Below are 18,282 nucleotides of genomic sequence, written 5' to 3'. Positions count from 1 at the left end.
CTAGTACAGTCTGCTCTTCGCGCAAGGACTCATCGCGTCACCAGCCGCGTTCGGCGAGCCGGTCCGAGTGGGCGATGTCCGCAACGTTGATGCCGACCATCGCCTCACCCAACCCGCGCGACACTTTCGCCAGCACATCGGGATCGTCGTAGAAGGTCGTCGCCTTGACGATCGCCGCCGCCCGCTCGGCTGGATTACCCGACTTGAAGATGCCCGATCCGACGAACAGCCCCTCGGCGCCGAGCTGCATCATCATCGCGGCATCCGCCGGGGTCGCGATACCACCAGCGGTGAACAGCGTCACCGGGAGCTTGCCGGCGTGCGCCACCTCGGCGACGAGATCGTAGGGCGCCTGCAAGTCCTTTGCCGCCACGTACAACTCGTCCTCCGACAACGAGGTCAGCCGGCGGATCTCGCCGCCGATCTTGCGCATGTGGGTGGTGGCGTTGGACACGTCGCCGGTGCCGGCCTCACCTTTGGAGCGGATCATCGCCGCACCCTCGGTGATCCGGCGCAGCGCCTCGCCCAGGTTGGTCGCCCCGCACACGAACGGCACGGTGAACTTCCACTTGTCGATGTGATGGGTGTAGTCCGCAGGGGTGAGGACCTCGGACTCGTCGACGTAGTCCACGCCCAGGCTCTGCAGGATCTGCGCCTCGACGAAGTGACCGATCCTTGCCTTGGCCATCACCGGGATCGTGACCGCGTCGATGATGCCCTCGATCATGTCCGGGTCACTCATCCGCGACACCCCGCCCTGGGCGCGGATGTCGGCGGGCACCCGCTCGAGCGCCATCACCGCCACCGCCCCGGCACCCTCGGCGATGCGCGCCTGCTCAGGGGTTACCACGTCCATGATCACACCGCCCTTGAGCATCTCTGCCATCCCACGCTTCACCCGGGCAGTGCCCGTCTGATGCGCCGAGCCGTTCTGCGTGGCAGCGCCGTTGCTCCGATCGTCGCGCTGCTCCCGTTCGAAAACCACTGTCATCTCCTCCGAATCGCTACCGATCCAGTCTAGTAGCGGCGCCCAATCAATCGAATCCGCAATTCAGCGGATTGTTTCCACAGGTCCCGGCGGCGCCGGCCCGTCGGCCAGCTCGTTGGCCCGGTCCAGCAACGCACCCAACTGCTCCGGGTAAACGGGCTCTCCGCCGGCGACCAGTTCGGCGATCATTGTCGCATCACACCAGCGGTGACCGTGAATCGTGCGCCGCTCCATGGCCGTGTGACCGCCGACGGACGGCTCGAACCGCGACGTGCGATATACGAAGAACATCTCCTCGCTACGGATCGCCGCGCCGTCGAACTCGAAAACCGCCTGTCGCCGCCACACCGGGCCGACCAGCGCGTCGGGGTCGACGCGCAGCCCGGTCTCCTCGGCGATCTCCCGCGCACCGGCCTGCGCAAGCGCCTCCCCCGGCTCCACCGCCCCGCCGACGGTGAACCACCACCGCGGGGCGTCGACCAGCGACGGGTCGGACCCACAGAACAGCAGCACCGCACCGGTCTCGTCGAGTAGCACGACCCGCGCCGAGATTCGCCGGGTCAGCGGTTCGATGTCGCGTGAAGAGACCTCCGCGATCTCGAAGTAGGTGGGCAGCGCCGCGGTCCCCCCCAGCCGCAGCAGCCGCACGGGCGCGCGTTCGCGCAGCGTCAGGGTGTCGCGCACCGCATCGTTGTGGAACCGGCGGGCCAGCAGGACCCTGGCCTCGGCATCGGCGAGTTCGGCGACCAGTGCGACCGGCAGGGACGCCGGATCGACCAACGCCAACGCGGCCGACAGTTCGTTCTCGGCGGCCTCCCGACCGCTGCGCGGCGCGCGCTCGGCGGCGTCGGCGAGTGCGGCCAGCCGTCTGCCCTGGGGTCCCCCGGCGTAGGCATCGACGGCGACCGCGCGGGCCACCACGGCGCGGCGGGCCAGCGCGCCGTCGAGCGCTTGCCAGCTGAGGTCGTAGCGCACGTGCAACCGGTCGAGACGGTGCGCGGTCTGATATGCCCACGCGCCGACGAGCAGCACGAACACCAGTAGGACCGCCAGCGCGGCGATCAGGACCCACGTCACGGCGCGACCCGGACCTTCACTCCTGCCCCGGCGACGGTCTCGTAGACCCGCATGATCTGGGCGGCCACCACGGACCAGTCGTAGCGGCCGACGACTTCGGACGCCGCGGCGATGTAGCGTTGCCGCGACTTCTCGTCGCCGAGCATCTCGATCAACCCGGCGGCCAGCACCTCGGCGTCACCGACGGTGACCAGCCGGCCGGCCGCGCCGTCGCACAGCACCCGGCGGAACGCGTCGAGGTCGCTGGCTACGACCGCGGTTCCGGCCGCCATCGCCTCCACCAGCACGATGCCGAAACTTTCCCCGCCGGTGTTCGGCGCGCAGTACACGTCGGCGCTGCGCATCGCCGACGCCTTGACCGCGTCGTCGACCTGTCCCATGAAGCACAGGTGCGACGCCAACGGGCCGGCCTGTTCGCGCAACTCGCCCTCGTCACCGCGGCCGACGATGAGGATCTCCACGTCCGGATACCGCGCCACCACGGCGGGCAACGCCCCGAGCAGCACGGTCATCCCCTTGCGCGGCTCGTCATAGCGGCCCAGGAACAGCACCGTGCGCCCCGGGCGCGGATAGCCGTCGAGACGGGGCGCGTCAGCGAAGAACGCGACGTCGACCCCGTTGGGAATCTCGACCGCGTCGGAACCCAGCGCCTCCATCTGCCAGCGCCGCGCCAGGTCCGACACGGCGATCCGGCCGACGATCTTCTCGTGGTACGGGCGCAGGATGCCCTGGAACACCGACAGGGTCAGCGATTTGGTGGTCGAGGTGTGGAACGTCGCGACGATCGGCCCCTCGGCGGCCTGCAACGCCAGCATCGACAGGCTCGGCGCGTTGGGCTCGTGCAGGTGCAGGACGTCGAAATCGCCGTGGGCGAGCCACTTCTTCACCAGGCGGTGGGTGGCGGGCCCGAACCGCAACCGCGCCACCGAACCGTTGTAGGGAATCGGCACCGCGCGCCCGCCCGAGACCACGTAGTCGGGCAGGTCGACGCGCGGTGAGGACGGGGCCAGCACACTCACCGCGTGGCCGCGCTCGCGCATGACCTCTGCCAACTGCAGGACGTGGGACTGCACCCCGCCCGGCACGTCGAAGGAGTACGGGCACACCATGCCGATGCGCATGGTCACCCGGCTCCGGCCAGCCGGGCGCGGCGTGCGTCGGAGAGGTCGGCGATCCACTGCGGCTGCATCATGTGCCAGTCCTCGGGATGTTCGGCGATGTTGGCAGCGAACCGGTCCGCCAGCGCCTGGGTGATCACCCCGACATTGCCACTGGAGGTGTCGAGCGGCGCGAAGACCCGCATACCCCAGCCGTCGCCGTCGAACCAGCAGTGCACCGGCAGCAGTGCCGCCCCGGTCTCGCAGGCCAGCTTCGCCGGTCCGGCCGGCATCCGCGTCGGCTCGCCGAAAAAGTCCACCGCAACGCCTTGGCGGGTCAGGTCGCGTTCGGCCATCAGGCACACCACCCGGTTGGCCCGCAAGCGGTCCCGCAGCAGCTGATACGGCGGGCGCTCCCCGCCGGAGAGCGGGATCACCTCGAAGCCCAGGCTCTCGCGGTAGGCGACGAAACGGTTGAACAGCGACTCCGGGCGAAGCCGTTCGGCCACCGTGGTGAACCTGCCGTGGTTCTGGACCAGCCACACCCCCGCCATGTCCCAGTTACCGCTGTGCGGCAGCGCCACTACGGCGCCGCGGCCCGCCTCGAGAGCGTCCCAGACATGCTGAATGCCGTCGACGGTCAGTTCCCGCCCCAGTTTGCGGTGGTCCATCGTCGGCAGCCGGAAGGCTTCTCGCCAGTACCGGGCGTAGGAGGCCAGCGACGCGCGCATCAGCTCCTCGGGCACGTCGGGCGGCGCGACACCGATGACCCGCGCGAGGTTCTTGCGCAGTTGCGCGGGGCCACCGTTGCGCGCCGAGTACCGCGCCCCCGCGTCAAACGCGCTGCGGGCCACGGTTTCCGGTACGGCACGCACCACCCGCCATCCGGCGGCGTAACCCCAGTCCGTCAGGTGGTCGGTGCCGGGCAGCCAACTGCCGCGTGCGGTCACGATTCGTCCGCCGGCGGCTTCTCTTCGCCTTTGGGCTCGAGCCGGTCCATCGCGCCCGGCGAGCTGCGCACCGTGTGCAGCCGCTGCAGGACCGTGACGACGCTGGCCACGGCCAGGATCCACATCGCCACGGGCAACAGCCACGGGATGTGCAGGAACGACACCCCCGACAGGCCGGCGCCGGTCAGCACGATCACCAGTCGTTCGGGGCGCTCGATGAGGCCGCCGTCGCCGCGCAGACCGCTGGCCTCGGCGCGAGCCTTGATGTAGGAGATGACCTGCGAGGTGATCAGACAGATCAGGGTGGCCACCACCAGCGCCGGGCTGTTCATGCCGAACGCCGCCCACCACAGCAGACCCGCGAAGACGGCGCCGTCGGCGATGCGGTCGCAGGCCGCGTCTAGCACGGCGCCGAACCTGGTGCCGCCGCCGCGTTCACGCGCCATCGCGCCGTCGAGCATGTCGGCCAGCACGAACAGGCCCACCGCGAATGCGCCCCACCACAGCTGTCCGACCGGGAACAGGGTCAAGGCTGCGAGCACGGTACCCGCGGTTCCCAGGATCGTGATGCTGTCGGGAGTGAACCCCGCCCGCAGCGCGGCCCTGGCCAGTGGCCGCGACAATTTGACATAGGCGGCGCGGGTCATCAGGTAGACGTTGCTCACGCGTCCGACCTCCCGTGGCTTCCCTCGCCCCGGCCCGATCCCCGGTCCTGTTTCGCCCACTCCGTCGCCAGCAGCGCGCGTGTCTCGCGCAGCAGCTGCGGGATCACCTTTGACCCGCCGATGATCGTGATGAAGTTGGCGTCGCCGCCCCACCGAGGCACCACGTGCATGTGCAGATGTTCGGCGAGTGAGCCGCCCGCCGAGTGCCCTAGATTCAGCCCCACGTTGAAACCGTGCGGACGCGACACCGCCTTGATCACGCGGATCGCCTTCTGGGTGTACGACATCAGCTCGGCACTCTCGGCGTCGGTGAGATCCTCCAGTTCCGACACCCGGCGGTACGGCACGACCATCAGGTGTCCGGGGTTGTACGGGTACAGGTTGAGCACCGCGTACACCAGCTCACCGCGGGCCACCACCAGTCCATCCTCGTCGGCCAGGTTGGGGATGTCGGTGAACGGCTGTGAGGATTGAGACGAGTCCGAGCCCTTCTTCATCGGTGACTCGGCGATGTAGCTCATCCGGTGCGGCGTCCACAGCCGCTGCAGGTGGTCCGGGTCGCCGACCCCGTGGTCGATAATCGTCTGCTCTTCGCGCAAGCGCTCATCGCTAATCGTCTGCTCTTCGCGCAAGCGCTCATCGCTAATCGTCTGCTCTTCGCGCAAGCGCTCATCGCTAGTTGTCTGGTCGTCCGGTCCGGTGACGTCGCCGTTCACGGTTCGGCGCCCACCTTCACCAGATCGGCGGTGGGGACGGAGTTGCGGCGCTCGGCGATCCAGCTGACGATCGCCTCGACCGCCTCGTCGCGCGGCACGCCGTTGATCTGAGTGCGGTCACCGAAGCGGAAGCTCACCGCGCCGGCGTCGACGTCTTTGTCGCCGGCCAGGAGCATGAACGGCACCCGCTGGTTGGTGTGGTTGACGATCTTCTTGGCCATCCGGTCGTCACTGCGGTCCACCTCGACCCGCACGCCGCGCGAATGCAGCTGTACTGCAACCTCTTCCAGATACGGAGCATGGGCGTCGGCGACCGGGATGCCGACCACCTGAACCGGTGCCAGCCACGCCGGGAACGCCCCGGCGTAGTGCTCGGTCAGCACCCCGAAGAACCGCTCGATCGACCCGAACAGTGCGCGGTGGATCAGCACCGGCCGCTGCCTACTGCCGTCGGCGGCGGTGTACTCCAACTCGAACCGCTCAGGCATGTTGAAGTCCAGCTGGATCGTCGACATCTGCCAGTTGCGTCCCAGCGCGTCCTTGACCTGAACCGAGATCTTCGGCCCGTAGAACGCGGCGCCGCCGGGATCCGGCACCAAATCCAGCCCGGAGGCCTCGGCCACCTCGCGCAGCGTCTCGGTGGCTTCCTCCCAGATCTCGTCGGAGCCGACGTACTTGTCGGGATCCTTGGTCGACAGTTCCAGGTAGTACTCGTCGAGGCCGTAATCGGCCAGCAGCTCGAGGACGAACTGCAGCAGCGACGCCAGCTCGTCTCGCATCTGCTCGCGGGTGGTGTAGATGTGCGCATCGTCCTGCGTCATACCGCGTACGCGGGTCAGGCCGTGCACCACACCGGACTTCTCGTAGCGGTACACCGATCCGAATTCGAAGAGCCGCAACGGCAGTTCCCGGTAGGACCGGCCGCGGGACCGGTAGATCAGGTGATGCATCGGGCAGTTCATCGGCTTCAGGTAGTAGTCCTGCCCTGGTCTGCGTACCTCGCCGTCCGCGTCGAACTCCGCGTCGATGTGCATCGCCGGGAACATCCCTTCGGCGTACCACTCGAGGTGCCCGGAGGTGACGTAGAGCTGCTGTTTGGTGATGTGCGGTGTGTTGACGAATTCGTAGCCGGCCTCGAGGTGTTTGGCCCGCGAATAGTCCTCGAGTTCCTTGCGGACGATGCCGCCCTTGGGATGGAAGACCGGCAGACCGGAACCGAGTTCGTCCGGGAAGCTGAACAGGTCGAGCTCGACACCGAGCTTGCGGTGGTCGCGGCGCTGCGCCTCCTCGATCAGCTCGAGGTGACGGTCCAGCGCCTCCTGCGACTCCCAGGCCGTGCCGTAAATGCGCTGCAGACTGGCGTTGGCCTGATCGCCGCGCCAGTACGCAGCCGAACTGCGTGTCAGCTTGAACGCCGGGATGTACTTGGTCGTCGGGATGTGCGGACCTCGGCACAGATCGCCCCAGACGCGTTCCCGGGTGCGCGGGTTGAGATTGTCGTAGGCGGTCAGCTGGTCACCAGAGCCAGGGGGGCCGACTTCCATCACCTCGGGGTCACCCGACTTGTCGTCGACCAGCTCGAGTTTGTACGGCTCGCCGGCCAGTTCCGCGCGCGCCGCGTCCTTGGACTCGTAGACGCGCCGGGAGAACAGCTGGCCCTCTTTGACGATCTGGCGCATCTTCTTCTCGAGCGCCTCGAGGTCTTCGGGGGTGAACGCCTGTGGGACGTCGAAGTCGTAGTAGAAGCCGTCGGTGATCGGCGGTCCGATGCCGAGTTTGGCCTCGGGGAAGAGGTCCTGCACCGCCTGGGCGAGTACGTGCGCCGCCGAATGGCGGATCACGCTTCGGCCGTCCTCGGTGTCGGCGGGGACCGGAACGACCTCGACGTCGGTGTCCGGCGCCCACGACAGGTCGCGTAACCGGCCCTCGGCGTCGCGGACGACGACGATCGCGTCAGGTGCACCCCGGCTCGGCAGCCCCGCGTCACGCACGGCCGCCCCGGCGGTCGTCCCGGCAGCGACCCGGATCGGGGCTGCGGGGGCTGGGCTGGCGGCGGCGCTCATCGGTGACTCTTTCCGGTGGTTGGGAGACGGTCGATCGCGACCATGCTATCGGTGCGACCGCGCTTCCCCGAGCGTGCTGCGACGATCAGGGGCCCAACCCGAACGGACTGTTCAGCCACTGGTGGTCGATGCCGAAGATTCGGGCAACCCAGTCCACGGCACCCAACAGCCACAGCGTGGCGAACACGACGAGCGCGGTGAGAAGACCGCCGAGGATCTGGATGAAGGCGTGCTGGCCGTGGAACCAGTCCATCACCCGGTCGTAGCGTTCACGGGCATAGACCAGCAGACGGTTCGCCCAGTGAAATTCGGTGGCGAGAATGCCCAGGCCGACGAACACGGTTGCCCATCCCGGCCCTGGATAGGGAATCGTGAGGATGCCGAGCCCCAACACCACGAGGCCGACCACGCCGACGGCGATGCGGTAGAAGAACTCGACGCGCGGCCGCCGTCGCAGTCCGTCACGCCAGCGCTGCCGCCGGTCTTTGATCAGCGACCAGCGCGACGGTTCCTCGGTGTCGTTCTCGGTCACGGCTGCCCCGGGTTGAGTCGGACGAACAACGCCTCCGCGTCGGCGAGCAGGGTGTCACCGTCGAGCAGCCGGCCTTCGACGAAGATCTTGCGCCCCTCGATCCGGTCGATGCCGGCCTCGACGCGCAACGTCTTCTCCACCGGCGCGATGTTGCGGTAGTTCACGTGCAGGAAGGCGGTGCGCTGGAACCGGCTCTGAGTCAGCTTGTAGGTGGTGTACCCGAGCACCGAGTCGAACAGCAGGGCCACCGCACCGCCGTGCGCGGCCCCGTTGCGGCCGAGGTGGAAGCGACGAAACGTGGCCTCCCCCGCGATGCGTCCGTCGTCCGTCTCGGCGAGGAACATCGGCACCTGCAGGATGTTGCCGCGGTTGGGCAGGTCCATCCGCCGCCCGGACGGTGAAGTCCACTCGTCGGCACGGTACGGCGCCAGCAGACCGGTGACCTTCTCGATCAGCCCGGCCGCCTCGGTGACGACCTCGTCGGGGGCGTCCGCCGAGCGGGCGAGGTCCTGCAATTCCCGGACCGCCTCGACGAACCGGCCGTAGTCGGGTCCGCCGCGGGTGGTCGGTTCGGGAGCGTTGAAGCCGCCCCCGTTCTGCGCCTGAGTCGATTCACTGGCCACACCGCTCACCGTATTGGGAGCACGCGGTGAGAAGGTGGCGGGGTGAAGCTCAGCGACCTCGCCGATGTCCCTTTGACCTACCGCGAAGTCGGCGCGACGGCCGGACCGATGCCGCCCGGATACCACCATGTGCGTGAGTCCGCGGTGATCGGGTCCGGCCGCGCCCGCTTCGACGAGGCTGCCGACGCGGTGATGCGCTGGGGGATGCTGCGCGGCGCAGGGTTGCGCGTCCGGCCGACCACCGACGTCGCCCAGGTGGGTTCCGAGGTGATCGTCGGTTTCGGGCCGGTGAAGGCGCCGTGCCGCGTCGTCTACGTCGTCGACGAACCCGACCGTCGCGGCTTCGCCTACGGCACACTGCCCGGGCACGCGGAGACCGGTGAGGAGCTGTTCGCCGTGCGCTACGACCGGGCGACCGACCGGGTGTATGCCGAGGTGGCGGCGTTCTCGCGGCACTGCACATGGTGGAGCAGGCTGGCCGGCCCCGTCACCTCAGTGCTGCAACGCGGGGTCACCCGGCGCTACCTGCGGGCGCTCTGAGACCTCATCTGCGGTCCGGACGCACGTGCATGTCGATCTGATAGGTCAGCACGGCCAGCGTGGACAACGCTGACGACCGCCACCCGTGCGTCCGCCCCGAGCAACAGCCAGCCGGTCACCAGTGCCGGCGTCATCAGCGTCCCGCCCTTCACGGCGTGGGCGATGTGCAAGTCCCCGCCGCCAACCTGGAAGCACGAACGCTTGCGCCGAACCAGAACCGGTGGCGTCGCAGGTCGTCACGCCGCGACGGGGTCGACGGGTTCTGTTCATGCATCTTCCGGTGGCTGGGGCGGTAACCTTAAGCGACTTATCGGAGGAAGATGATCGGAATGTGCTGGTGAATGAACTTGCCGGCGGTGATGGAGTGCACCGGCGGATCGCCGAACTCGTGCAGAAATTGCACGGTCGGACCGACGCCGATGCAGACGTGGTGATCGCCGAACTCGTCGAACACGCCGCGGCAGAGATTCCGGGCGCGGATTACGCGGGAGTGACCGTGAGCCGCAACGGGAAAAAGATCGACACACCGGCAGCCTCGCACAAGTGGCCGATCATGCTCGACGAGATCCAGGAACGCCACCGCGAAGGGCCGTGCCTGACCGCAGCGTGGGAGGAACGCACGGTCCATGTCCCCGACCTGGCGAGCGACGACCGGTTCCCGCGATATCGGCGAGACGCCCTGGAGCGGACGCCGGTCCGGTCCATCATGGCGTTCCAGCTGTTCATCGCCAACGAGACGATGGGCGCGATCAACGTCTACGCCGACCGACCAGAAGCGTTCGGTGCAGAGTCACGCGAGATCGGACTGATCTTCGCCGCCCACTCCTCGGTGGCGTGGAACTCTGCGCGCCGCGACGAACAGTTCAGGCAGGCGCTGGCCAGCCGCGACGTCATCGGACAGGCCAAGGGGATGATCATGGAGCGCTACAGCGTCGACGCGGTGCAGGCGTTCGCGCTCTTGCGCAAACTCTCGCAGGACTCCAACGTCCCCCTCACCCGGGTCGCGACCGACCTGACGAGGAAAGCGACGTCGTCCGAAATCTGACGCGGCGAGGTTTCAGTCCGTCGACGCCGGGGCACCACCGTTTCCAGAAGTCAACACAGAGGGGTTGGTGCGTGATGAGTCTCGACTCGAATCCGGGCGCCGACGCGTCGCTCGGCGAACTGATGAGCCAACTGTCCACCCAGACGTCGCGGCTGGTACGCGACGAGTTGCGGTTGGCGCAGAGGGAGTTCCAGGAGTCCGCGAAGCACGTCGGCATCGGAGCCGGACTGCTGAGCGTCGCAGGGCTTTTCGCCTTCCTGGGGCTGACGACGGTGATCGCCGCGGCGGTGGCGGCGCTGTCGCTGGTGTTGCCCGTCTGGGCTGCGGCACTGATCGTCGCGCTGGTGCTGTTCCTCATCGCCGGGATCGCGGCGCTGGTCAGCAAGAAGCAGGCCGAGGAAGTGACCCCTGCCGCCCCCCGAACCGTCCAAACGGTGAAGGCAGACATCCAAGAGGCGAAGGACCGAGCGTCATGACCACACCTGACCGCCCAGAACCCGGACTCGACGCCGGAGTGGACGACATCGAGGCCGACATCGAGGCCACCCGCCATGAACTCGGAGAGACCGTCGAGGCGCTGTCGGCCAAACTCGACGTCAAACAGCAGGCGAGGGGCAAGGTCGACCAGACGAAGCAGCGCGTCGCTGACAATGCACACACGGCGCAGCACCTCGTCGCCGACAAGGCGCAGAAGTCGGTGCCGGTCGCCGCGGTCGCCGCGGCGGTAGCCGTCGTGTTGGGCGTCGTCGTATGGCGCCGGCGCCACTGAGCGTAGACACGTCGATGCGCGCGCCCGGCGCCGCTCCTGGCGGCCTTGGCGCTGCCCTTCGATCCGGTGGAACTCGCAGCCGCGGCGAGGGCAGTGGTCGGCTGTCGACGATATGGGCGGCCTGATCGCGGCCGGGTTCCTCAGTGTGGTCGCGCGGCGCCGGCCATGTGATTGTCTGCGCAGAGCCGCGGCGGTGGCTGACGGCGCGACTCTACCGGAATTTCGCCCTCGGTGACGGGGTCAACCGGGCGGCCGGGCACGATGGAGAACTTCCCACGGTGAGGACAGGTGTACCGCAGTAGCTGGCTTGGTGGTGGTCCCGGCTGGTTTCGAACCAGCGACCTTCCGCGTGTGAGGCGGACGCTCTCCCACTGAGCTACGAGACCGGGTGGGATCGGCCTAACCGAGTGGACCGAACGACGTCGAAGACTAGCATGCACCGCCGGTCAAGGCGGAATCCGCTGCTCACCGTCGGGCCTCCATAGACGCGTACGCCAGGGTCCTGTCGCCTTCGGAGCGACGACCGTGGTGTGGAAAACGGCGCCGGGACCGGTGCGGCCTAAGGGATTTGTGTGGCCAGGCATGTGTGCACTATCGTTCTGCATCGCGACGGACGACGATCTCGCCCGTGGCGCGCGGATGTAGCGCAGTTGGTAGCGCATCACCTTGCCAAGGTGAGGGTCGCGGGTTCGAATCCCGTCATCCGCTCGAGGTGCAGCAAGCATCAACCCCAGCGGTGGAGTGGCCGAGTGGTGAGGCAACGGCCTGCAAAGCCGTGCACACGGGTTCGATTCCCGTCTCCACCTCCGATGAAGATTTCCGGCGCGATTAGCTCAGCGGGAGAGCGCTTCCCTGACACGGAAGAGGTCACTGGTTCAATCCCAGTATCGCGCACGACGTTCGACTATCACGCCCGATTCACGCCAGGTCTTTGTCGCATTTGCGGACATCTCGATGACTGTCGGCCGTGGATCACATCTCGGCTGTAATTCCTCATGCCTGTTTCGCCCATGGCAGGGCGGGCATGAGGCTCCCGAGGTCTCCGTGGGGTTCAGCAGCGAAGCTCGGCGAGATCGCACTCTGACCAACCCCAGGGGCTGAGCGACACTGGCCCGCGGGGGGCGCATCGCACAGAATGGCCACGCGACGCCAGGCGCCCGTACGGATGTGCTGCACCGCCCGCGGGAAACGAACAACGCCGCGGCGCGCAATGCGCAGCGGCGTTCTTATACGGCGGTGTCCGATCGCCGCGGCGCGGCGTGCGCTATGCGCCGAAGCGCTCGCGGTCACGGGCCTGCCGAGTGGTCCGAAGTGTCGCACTCGGTTGCCTCCCGTACATGCGCCGATACGCCACACTGAACCGCCCCGCGTGCGAGAACCCCCACCGGGCGGCGATCGAGTTCACCGTGTCGACCGCGGGGTCGGCGGCCTCAAGATCGCGGTGGGCGAAATGAAGGCGAACGCAGCGCAGGTATTCGAGCGGCGTTACCCCCAGGTGCCTGCGGTACATGTACTGCACCGCCCGTGCCGTGAGGTTCGCCGCCGCTGCGATCTCCGCAAGACCGATGTCGCTGTCGGCGTTTTCGTGGATGAACGCTACCGATCGTCGCAGACCCGGCGGGCGGGGGCCGCTGGTCGGAGAGCCGTCAAGGTCCGTCACGGTACTTCGGTACCCCTCGGCAAACCCTCGAAAACCCGTTCGCGGCTAGCCCGGTGCTGACACGATCGTCGTCATGACCGAATGCATCGAGGTCCGCCGCGTGATCTCCGCCCCACCCGAAGCGATCTTCGAGGTGCTCTGCGATCCCCAGGGACACGTGGCGATCGACTCCTCGGGAATGCTGCAGGCCGCCGACGGACAACCGGTTTCGGCGGTCGGCGACACCTTCGTCGTCCATATGGACCGTGAAGCGCTCAATGACTTCCCGATGGGCAAATACGACGTGACAGTGGCAATCCGAGAGTTCGAGCCCAACAGGCTGATCGCCTGGACGGTACTCGGGCAGATTCGCCCGCAGATCGGGCACGTCTACGGATACACCCTCGAACCCACTGCAGAGGGCACCGTTGTCACGTCGTTCTACGACTGGTCGCGAATCGATGACAAGTGGCGTGAGGCAGGCATCTTCCCGGTCATCTCCGAAACAGCCTTACGCGCCACCCTGGGAATCCTCGACCGTGCGGTGCGGCGTGGCTACGTCCGCAGCTAAATTCGGATTCCGCGTCAACCATTAGCTGACGCCAGCGATCGTCAACCTGGGTTGACCCATTCGACGGTCCGATCGCGCGCCCTGTCCCCCCTCGACGACTGATCGAGGCCATCAAGACCGTGCAAGACGAACCGCTCGAACACCAACTCGATCACCGCCGCCACGAAGAACTGATCTCACGTCACATCCACGGGCGGCGTCTACAAGATGTGAGGATGCGACCGTTCGAAGACGTGGTAGCCCGACACGGCTCGACCGTACTGCGGGTGTGCCGCGCCGTCGTCGGACCCGTCGACGCGGAGGACGCCTGGTCTGAGACGTTCCTGTCCGCCCTGCGCGCCTACCCGGGCCTGCCCGCCGACGCCAACGTCGAAGCCTGGCTGGTGACGATCGCGCACCGGCGCGCACTCGACGTCGGCCGTGCCAACTCCCGTCGGGCCGTCCCGACCGACACCGTCCCGGACCGCCCGTCCGGCCGCGACGACCCCGCGGACCGTCATCCCGACCTGTGGGCCGCGCTCGCATCGCTTCCCGGCAAGCAGCGACAGGCCGTGGCCTATCACCACATCGCGGGGCTGCCCTTCGCCGAGATCGCCGTACTACTCGACAACTCCCCCGACGCCGCCCGCCGCGCCTGCGCCGACGGCCTCAAGAAGCTGCGCTCGATCTACCGGCAGGAGACCCTTCGATGACCGCCGACATGTTCGCCGCACCCACCGACGACGCCGCGTTGACCCGGTTGCACGCCAAGCTGAACGCCGAGGCCGACACCGCAGGCCTTCTCGACGTCGCCTACCGGACCATCGATACCCCGGTAGGCACTCTGCTACTGGCCGCCACCCCCGCCGGTCTGGTACGGGTGGCCTACGACGTCGAGGATCACACCGCCGTGCTGGCGACCCTCGCCGTCAGGATCAGCCCGCGCATCCTGTGGGCGCCGCAGCGGCTGGACCCCGTGGCGCGTCAGCTCGACGAGTACTTCGCCGGGGCACGCACCGCGTTCGACGTTCCGGTGGACCTGCGGCTCACCGACGGTTTCCGGCGCAGCGTCGTCGAGCAGCTGCGCGCCATCGGCTACGGCGAGCGGGCCAGCTACGCCGCGGTGGCCGCCGCGGTCGGCAACCCGAAGGCGGTGCGGGCCGTAGGCAGTGCGTGTGCGCACAATCCGCTGCCGGTGGTGATCCCGTGCCACCGAGTCGTCCGCTCGGACGGCGCGGCCGGCCAGTACGTCGGCGGGGCGCCCGCCAAGGCGGCGCTGTTGCGACTCGAGAGCGCCTGAGCCGACCCATCGGCTGTGTCGCCCCCACACGGTGTGCCATTATCCGGTGCACACCTAGGGAGGGAAACCATGCGCCCGCTTCTGATGCTGACCGCGGCGCCCGCTTCTGATGCTGATGCTGACCGCGGCGCCCGGCTTCGGCCACCCGCCGCGCATGCCGCGCAATCAGGTCAGGCGCGCCAACGTCGTGATGCAACCGATCAAGGTGGCGGTGCCGTACGCGATGGCGATCACCCTCGAGTTCCGCGGCCCCACACAAATGAGGCCTACCAACCCCTCGGGCAGTGAAACATCCCCCTCAGGCAGTGAAACGTCTACCCCCGCAGGTCTTCCCGGCCACCACCGCCGACCTTCCCGAACTCGCCGACGTCGCCGCCAGCACCTTCCCGCTGGCGTGTCCGGAGTCGGTGACCGCCGAGAACGTCGCCGCGTTCGTCGCCGAGAACCTCTCGCAGCAGCGGTTCGCCGACTACCTCGCCGACCCTGGCCGCGTCGTACTCGCCGCGCGCGACGGTGGACGAATCGTGGGCTATGCCATGCTGATCCGCGGTCTGCCCGACGACGACGACATACACCGCGCGGTCTCGTCGCGCCCGGCGATCGAACTGTCCAAGATCTACGTCCTACCGGAGAGCCACGGCACCGGCGTGTCCTCGGCGCTGATGACCGAGGCACTCGCCCTGGCCCGCGAGACCGGGTGCCGCTGTGTGTGGCTGGGCGTCAACCAGGCGAATCGGCGCGCGCAACGGTTCTACGCCAAACACCGCTTCGCGGTGACGGGCACCAGGACGTTCCGCCTCGGCACCGCGGTGGAGAACGATTTCGTGATGGTCTGCCCGCTCGAAAGCCGGTGAGCCGCTACGACGCCTGACCCGCTGCGGTCAGCGCCAGCAACCGCGATGTCGCCCGCAGATACTTTTTGCGGAACCCACCGGCCAGCATCTCCTCGCTGAAGATCGTGTCGAGCTTCGACCCCGAGGCCACCACGGGGATGCCCGCGTCGTAGAGCCGGTCGGTCAGCGACACCAGGCGCAGCGCGACGCTCTGATCGTCGAGTGGGTGCACCCCGGTGATGAACACCTTCGTGACGCCTTCGATCAGCGACAGGTACCGCGACGGATGCATGGTGGCCAGATGCGCGCACAGCGCATCGAAGTCGTCGAGTGTCGCACCCGCGGTCCCCTCGGCCCGCTGGGTGACCTCCGCGTCGGTGGGCGGTTCCGGCGCAGGCGGAAGATCACGATGCCGGTAGTCGGGCCCCTCGATCCGCACCGTGGTGAAGATCGACGCGAGCGTGTTGATCTCGCGCAGGAAGTCCTGTGCGGCGAACCGGCCCTCGCCCAGCTGCTCGGGCAGGGTGTTCGACGTCGCCGCGATCGACACGCCGCGCTCGACGAGCTGTGAGAGCAGTCGCGAGATCAGTGTCGTGTTGCCCGGGTCGTCGAGTTCGAATTCGTCGATACACAGCACGACGTAGTCGCCGAGCAGTTCCACGCTCTCGACGAACCCGAACACCCCCGCCAGCTGGGTGAGCTCCCCGAACGTCGCGAATGCCTTGGGTTCGGGCAGCTCGTAGTACGACGATGCCAGCAGGTGTGTCTTGCCCACCCCGAACCCGCCGTCGAGGTAGACCCCGACACCCGGCAACACCTCACGCTTGCCGAAGAGCTTCTTCTTGCCCGCCCGCCGCGTCACCGCGTCGGCGCAGAAGGCGCGGCACGCCTCCACCGCTGCGGCCTGTGACGGTTCAGCCGGATCGGGCCGGTAGTTGTCGAAGCTGACGTGGGTGAACGTCGGCGGCGGCACCAACTGCGCCACCAGGCGTTCGGGGGTGACGCTGGGATGCCGGTCGACGAGATGGTCGGGCTGATTCGGCGCACCATTGGACCCAGGCATGCCAAGCAGCGTAGCGACGTGCTGCACTCGTTGATTTGCCCGGATCCACGGCTCGACGTGGACGGCGGCGCGACGGTCCGGGCAGGTCGGGAGGCCGGGCCGAAGGTGGGCCCCGGCACTGCGGCGGTGAGGCGCAGCGCATCGTCACCGGGCGGGGCGAGACCGCACACCGCAGGGCCACAGCAACGTCCTCACCGGCGACGACGGCTCTCTGTACTGCCGACTGTACTGCCGACCTCGCTACTGTGGTCACCATGCGTCGACACCCCCAGTTGCTCCGGGCCGTGAGCCTGTCGACGGTCGCACTGGTGCTGGCTGGCTGTGCGCCGGGACTGGCGGCCAACCCACGGTTCGCCACCAACGACGGCGCGCGGCCGCAGGGCCAGCCCGAGACCACCCAACAGCAGGCCGGACCGCCCGCGGTCGAGGTGCCGAAGAACGACCTGTCCTGGCGCGAATGCACGGATCAGGTGTTCGGGGACGCCGACGTCGACCCGGCGCCGGGTGTGACGCTGGACTGCGCGACCTACGACGCCGACCTCGACCCCATCGACGGCGCCACGGGCACGGTGACCATCGGTGTCGTACGCGCGACGTCGCCGCGCACGCCGCAGGACGCCGGACCGGTGGTGATGACGACCGGCTCCGACCTGCCGTCCTCGGTGCAGCTGCCGGTGTGGCTGGCGCGCTCCCCGGCTGTGGTCGACCAGCATCCGATCGTCGCCGTCGACCGTCGGGGCATCGGCATGTCCGGGGCGCTGGAGTGCCGCGACCTCTACGACCGTCAGGAGATGATCGAGCAGGCCCAGTTCTCCTACGGTGACGATCCGGTCGCCAACCTCGGCGCCATCACGATGACGGCGACGACCAGCTGCACCGACACCATCGCGCCCGGGGACTCGGCCTATGACAACGCGCACGCCGCCGAAGACCTCGAGCGGTTGCGCAGTACCTGGGACGTGCCGGCGCTGGCGCTGCTCGGGATCGGCAACGGTGCCCAGGTGGCGCTGGCCTACGCCGGATCGCACCCCAACAAGGTGGCCCGCTTGGCGCTCGACTCGCCGCTGCCGCTGGCGATCGGCGCCGAGGCCGCCGCAGAACAGCGGGTCAAGGGTGAGCAGGCGGCGCTCGACGCCTGGGCTGCGCAGTGTGTGGCCATCGGTTGCCCGGCCGCCCCCGACCCCAAAGGTGTCGTCGACGGGCTGCTGTCGGCGGCCCGATCGGGAGACGGACCCGGCGGGGCGTCGGTGGCCGCAGTCACCGAAGCGATCTCCACGGCGCTGGCGTTCCCGAAGGGCGACGGTGCCACGTCCACCAACGATCTCGGGGCGGCGCTGGCCGGCGCCCGCACCGGCGACACCGCCCGGCTGACAGCTCTCATCGCCGACGCGGAGGGGCTGCGCCAGACCGACGGTCAGTTCGTCAACTCCTGCAGCGACGCGCTCAGCCGCCCGACCCCCGACCGGGTGCGCGAGCTGGTGGTGGCCTGGGGTAAGCAGTATCCCCAGTTCGGCGTGGTCGGTGCCCTCGACCTGGTCAAATGCCTCAACTGGCCGAGCGGGTCAGCGCCCGCAGAACCCAAGGACCTGTCGGTGCCCGTGTTGCTGCTGGGCGTCCAGAACGACCCCATCGTCGGCAACGAAGGGGTCGCGGCGGTCGCGGCGACGATCCTCAACGCCGGGGCATCCAACAAGCGCGTCATGTGGCAGGGCATCGGCCACGGGGCGAGCGTCTACTCCCCGTGCGCACTGGCACCCGTGGTGAGTTACGTCGACAACGGCGCCCCGCCGGCTACCGACACGTACTGTCCGGCCTGACGTCTCGGCGGCGCA

At 68.4% G+C, this 18,282-nt stretch carries 19 protein-coding genes, 4 tRNA genes and 1 pseudogene; 12 read left to right on the top strand and 12 right to left on the bottom strand.

From position 1 onward, the window contains the following. Nucleotides 1-37: 37 nt before the first annotated feature. The 9 genes from pdxS to G6N07_RS07825 form a co-directional block, all read right to left on the bottom strand. The gene (gene pdxS, locus G6N07_RS07865) at nucleotides 38-991 is read right to left on the bottom strand and encodes a pyridoxal 5'-phosphate synthase lyase subunit PdxS (protein WP_085190841.1); all 954 of its coding nucleotides are present in this window, start codon (nucleotides 989-991) and stop codon (nucleotides 38-40) included. Nucleotides 992-1,051: 60 nt separating this feature from the next. Continuing rightward, nucleotides 1,052-2,065 carry an NUDIX hydrolase gene (locus G6N07_RS07860; RefSeq protein ID WP_085190843.1) on the bottom strand — a complete coding sequence of 338 codons (1,014 nt, stop codon included), beginning with the start codon at nucleotides 2,063-2,065 and terminating at the stop codon, nucleotides 1,052-1,054. After that, entirely contained in the window at nucleotides 2,062-3,186 is a 1,125-nt protein-coding gene (locus G6N07_RS07855) for a glycosyltransferase family 4 protein (RefSeq protein ID WP_085191149.1), read from the bottom strand. Before G6N07_RS07855 ends, G6N07_RS07860 begins: the two co-directional genes overlap by 4 nt. A gap of 2 nt (nucleotides 3,187-3,188) precedes the next feature. Beyond that, nucleotides 3,189-4,112, bottom strand: a complete 924-nt coding sequence (locus tag G6N07_RS07850; protein WP_085190845.1) for a phosphatidylinositol mannoside acyltransferase — start codon at nucleotides 4,110-4,112, stop codon at nucleotides 3,189-3,191. Then, on the bottom strand, nucleotides 4,109-4,777 hold the full coding sequence (gene pgsA, locus G6N07_RS07845) for a phosphatidylinositol phosphate synthase (RefSeq protein ID WP_085190847.1): 669 nt from the start codon (nucleotides 4,775-4,777) through the stop codon (nucleotides 4,109-4,111). The genes G6N07_RS07850 and pgsA overlap by 4 nt, the downstream gene beginning before the upstream one ends. After that, on the bottom strand, nucleotides 4,774-5,391 hold the full coding sequence (locus G6N07_RS07840; RefSeq protein ID WP_085191151.1) for an ATP adenylyltransferase: 618 nt from the start codon (nucleotides 5,389-5,391) through the stop codon (nucleotides 4,774-4,776). The genes pgsA and G6N07_RS07840 overlap by 4 nt, the downstream gene beginning before the upstream one ends. Nucleotides 5,392-5,489: 98 nt before the next feature. Continuing rightward, nucleotides 5,490-7,556: a threonine--tRNA ligase gene (gene thrS, locus G6N07_RS07835; RefSeq protein ID WP_085190849.1), complete on the bottom strand. Its 2,067-nt coding sequence runs from the start codon at nucleotides 7,554-7,556 to the stop codon at nucleotides 5,490-5,492. A gap of 85 nt (nucleotides 7,557-7,641) precedes the next feature. Further along, entirely contained in the window at nucleotides 7,642-8,088 is a 447-nt protein-coding gene (locus G6N07_RS07830) for a TIGR02611 family protein (protein WP_085190851.1), read from the bottom strand. Then, the gene (locus G6N07_RS07825; RefSeq protein ID WP_085191153.1) at nucleotides 8,085-8,711 is read right to left on the bottom strand and encodes a PaaI family thioesterase; all 627 of its coding nucleotides are present in this window, start codon (nucleotides 8,709-8,711) and stop codon (nucleotides 8,085-8,087) included. Before G6N07_RS07825 ends, G6N07_RS07830 begins: the two co-directional genes overlap by 4 nt. Before the next feature lie 42 nt (nucleotides 8,712-8,753). Between G6N07_RS07825 and G6N07_RS07820 the strand changes: the two genes are divergently transcribed. The 4 genes from G6N07_RS07820 to G6N07_RS07800 all read left to right on the top strand — a co-directional run bounded on the left by G6N07_RS07820 (nucleotide 8,754) and on the right by G6N07_RS07800 (nucleotide 11,065). Continuing rightward, the gene (locus G6N07_RS07820) at nucleotides 8,754-9,251 is read left to right on the top strand and encodes a DUF1990 domain-containing protein (RefSeq protein ID WP_085190853.1); all 498 of its coding nucleotides are present in this window, start codon (nucleotides 8,754-8,756) and stop codon (nucleotides 9,249-9,251) included. A 268-nt stretch (nucleotides 9,252-9,519) separates the two neighbouring features. Continuing rightward, on the top strand, nucleotides 9,520-10,296 hold the full coding sequence (locus G6N07_RS07810) for a GAF and ANTAR domain-containing protein (protein ID WP_085190855.1): 777 nt from the start codon (nucleotides 9,520-9,522) through the stop codon (nucleotides 10,294-10,296). A gap of 74 nt (nucleotides 10,297-10,370) precedes the next feature. Then, nucleotides 10,371-10,772, top strand: a complete 402-nt coding sequence (locus tag G6N07_RS07805; RefSeq protein WP_179959961.1) for a phage holin family protein — start codon at nucleotides 10,371-10,373, stop codon at nucleotides 10,770-10,772. Further along, a complete protein-coding gene (locus G6N07_RS07800; RefSeq protein ID WP_085190859.1) occupies nucleotides 10,769-11,065 on the top strand; it encodes a DUF3618 domain-containing protein in 297 nt (98 codons plus the stop codon). The genes G6N07_RS07805 and G6N07_RS07800 overlap by 4 nt, the downstream gene beginning before the upstream one ends. A gap of 311 nt (nucleotides 11,066-11,376) precedes the next feature. Here G6N07_RS07800 and G6N07_RS07795 read toward each other — a convergent pair. Then, nucleotides 11,377-11,451, bottom strand: a tRNA-Val gene (locus G6N07_RS07795). 249 nt (nucleotides 11,452-11,700) lie between these two features. Here G6N07_RS07795 and G6N07_RS07790 point away from each other — a divergent pair. The 3 genes from G6N07_RS07790 to G6N07_RS07780 all read left to right on the top strand — a co-directional run bounded on the left by G6N07_RS07790 (nucleotide 11,701) and on the right by G6N07_RS07780 (nucleotide 11,959). Continuing rightward, nucleotides 11,701-11,773, top strand: a tRNA-Gly gene (locus tag G6N07_RS07790). 27 nt (nucleotides 11,774-11,800) lie between these two features. Then, nucleotides 11,801-11,871, top strand: a tRNA-Cys gene (locus tag G6N07_RS07785). A 16-nt stretch (nucleotides 11,872-11,887) separates the two neighbouring features. After that, nucleotides 11,888-11,959: transfer RNA gene (locus tag G6N07_RS07780), tRNA-Val, on the top strand. Nucleotides 11,960-12,329: 370 nt separating this feature from the next. Here the strand turns inward: G6N07_RS07780 and G6N07_RS07775 are convergent. Continuing rightward, nucleotides 12,330-12,725: a helix-turn-helix domain-containing protein gene (locus tag G6N07_RS07775; protein WP_085190861.1), complete on the bottom strand. Its 396-nt coding sequence runs from the start codon at nucleotides 12,723-12,725 to the stop codon at nucleotides 12,330-12,332. 73 nt (nucleotides 12,726-12,798) lie between these two features. Between G6N07_RS07775 and G6N07_RS07770 the strand changes: the two genes are divergently transcribed. From G6N07_RS07770 to G6N07_RS07755, 4 genes are all read left to right on the top strand, one after another. After that, nucleotides 12,799-13,275, top strand: a complete 477-nt coding sequence (locus G6N07_RS07770) for an SRPBCC family protein (RefSeq protein ID WP_085190863.1) — start codon at nucleotides 12,799-12,801, stop codon at nucleotides 13,273-13,275. A 215-nt stretch (nucleotides 13,276-13,490) separates the two neighbouring features. After that, nucleotides 13,491-13,967, top strand: a complete 477-nt coding sequence (locus tag G6N07_RS07765; protein WP_085191155.1) for an RNA polymerase sigma factor — start codon at nucleotides 13,491-13,493, stop codon at nucleotides 13,965-13,967. Next, nucleotides 13,964-14,554 (top strand): methylated-DNA--[protein]-cysteine S-methyltransferase, encoded by a 591-nt coding sequence (locus G6N07_RS07760; RefSeq protein ID WP_085190866.1) that lies wholly within the window; start codon nucleotides 13,964-13,966, stop codon nucleotides 14,552-14,554. Before G6N07_RS07765 ends, G6N07_RS07760 begins: the two co-directional genes overlap by 4 nt. A 305-nt stretch (nucleotides 14,555-14,859) precedes the next feature. Next, nucleotides 14,860-15,408 (top strand): GNAT family N-acetyltransferase, encoded by a 549-nt coding sequence (locus G6N07_RS07755; RefSeq protein ID WP_085190868.1) that lies wholly within the window; start codon nucleotides 14,860-14,862, stop codon nucleotides 15,406-15,408. Between the two features lie 4 nt (nucleotides 15,409-15,412). Here the strand turns inward: G6N07_RS07755 and zapE are convergent. After that, nucleotides 15,413-16,499, bottom strand: a pseudogene (zapE, locus tag G6N07_RS07750) (cell division protein ZapE). Between the two features lie 205 nt (nucleotides 16,500-16,704). Between zapE and G6N07_RS07745 the strand changes: the two are divergent. Next, complete coding sequence (locus G6N07_RS07745) at nucleotides 16,705-18,267, top strand: alpha/beta hydrolase (protein ID WP_085191157.1); 1,563 nt, start codon at nucleotides 16,705-16,707, stop codon at nucleotides 18,265-18,267. The last annotated feature ends 15 nt before the right edge of the window (nucleotides 18,268-18,282 follow it).

The organism is Mycolicibacterium doricum (genome assembly GCF_010728155.1).
Taxonomy (GTDB): Bacteria; Actinomycetota; Actinomycetes; order Mycobacteriales; family Mycobacteriaceae; genus Mycobacterium; species Mycobacterium doricum.
The sequence above is the reverse complement of the archived record's forward strand: the minus strand, read 5'-3'. Positions and strand labels throughout refer to the sequence as shown.

Coding starts and splice junctions, on each gene's coding strand:
- pdxS (WP_085190841.1), bottom strand. CDS start 991: ATGACAGTGGTTTTCGAACGGGAGCAGCGCGACGATCGGAGCAACGGC.
- G6N07_RS07855 (WP_085191149.1), bottom strand. CDS start 3,186: ATGCGCATCGGCATGGTGTGCCCGTACTCCTTCGACGTGCCGGGCGGG.
- thrS (WP_085190849.1), bottom strand. CDS start 7,556: ATGAGCGCCGCCGCCAGCCCAGCCCCCGCAGCCCCGATCCGGGTCGCT.
- G6N07_RS07810 (WP_085190855.1), top strand. CDS start 9,520: ATGCATCTTCCGGTGGCTGGGGCGGTAACCTTAAGCGACTTATCGGAG.
- G6N07_RS07805 (WP_179959961.1), top strand. CDS start 10,371: ATGAGTCTCGACTCGAATCCGGGCGCCGACGCGTCGCTCGGCGAACTG.
- G6N07_RS07800 (WP_085190859.1), top strand. CDS start 10,769: ATGACCACACCTGACCGCCCAGAACCCGGACTCGACGCCGGAGTGGAC.
- G6N07_RS07770 (WP_085190863.1), top strand. CDS start 12,799: ATGACCGAATGCATCGAGGTCCGCCGCGTGATCTCCGCCCCACCCGAA.
- G6N07_RS07765 (WP_085191155.1), top strand. CDS start 13,491: ATGCGACCGTTCGAAGACGTGGTAGCCCGACACGGCTCGACCGTACTG.
- G6N07_RS07760 (WP_085190866.1), top strand. CDS start 13,964: ATGACCGCCGACATGTTCGCCGCACCCACCGACGACGCCGCGTTGACC.
- G6N07_RS07745 (WP_085191157.1), top strand. CDS start 16,705: ATGCGTCGACACCCCCAGTTGCTCCGGGCCGTGAGCCTGTCGACGGTC.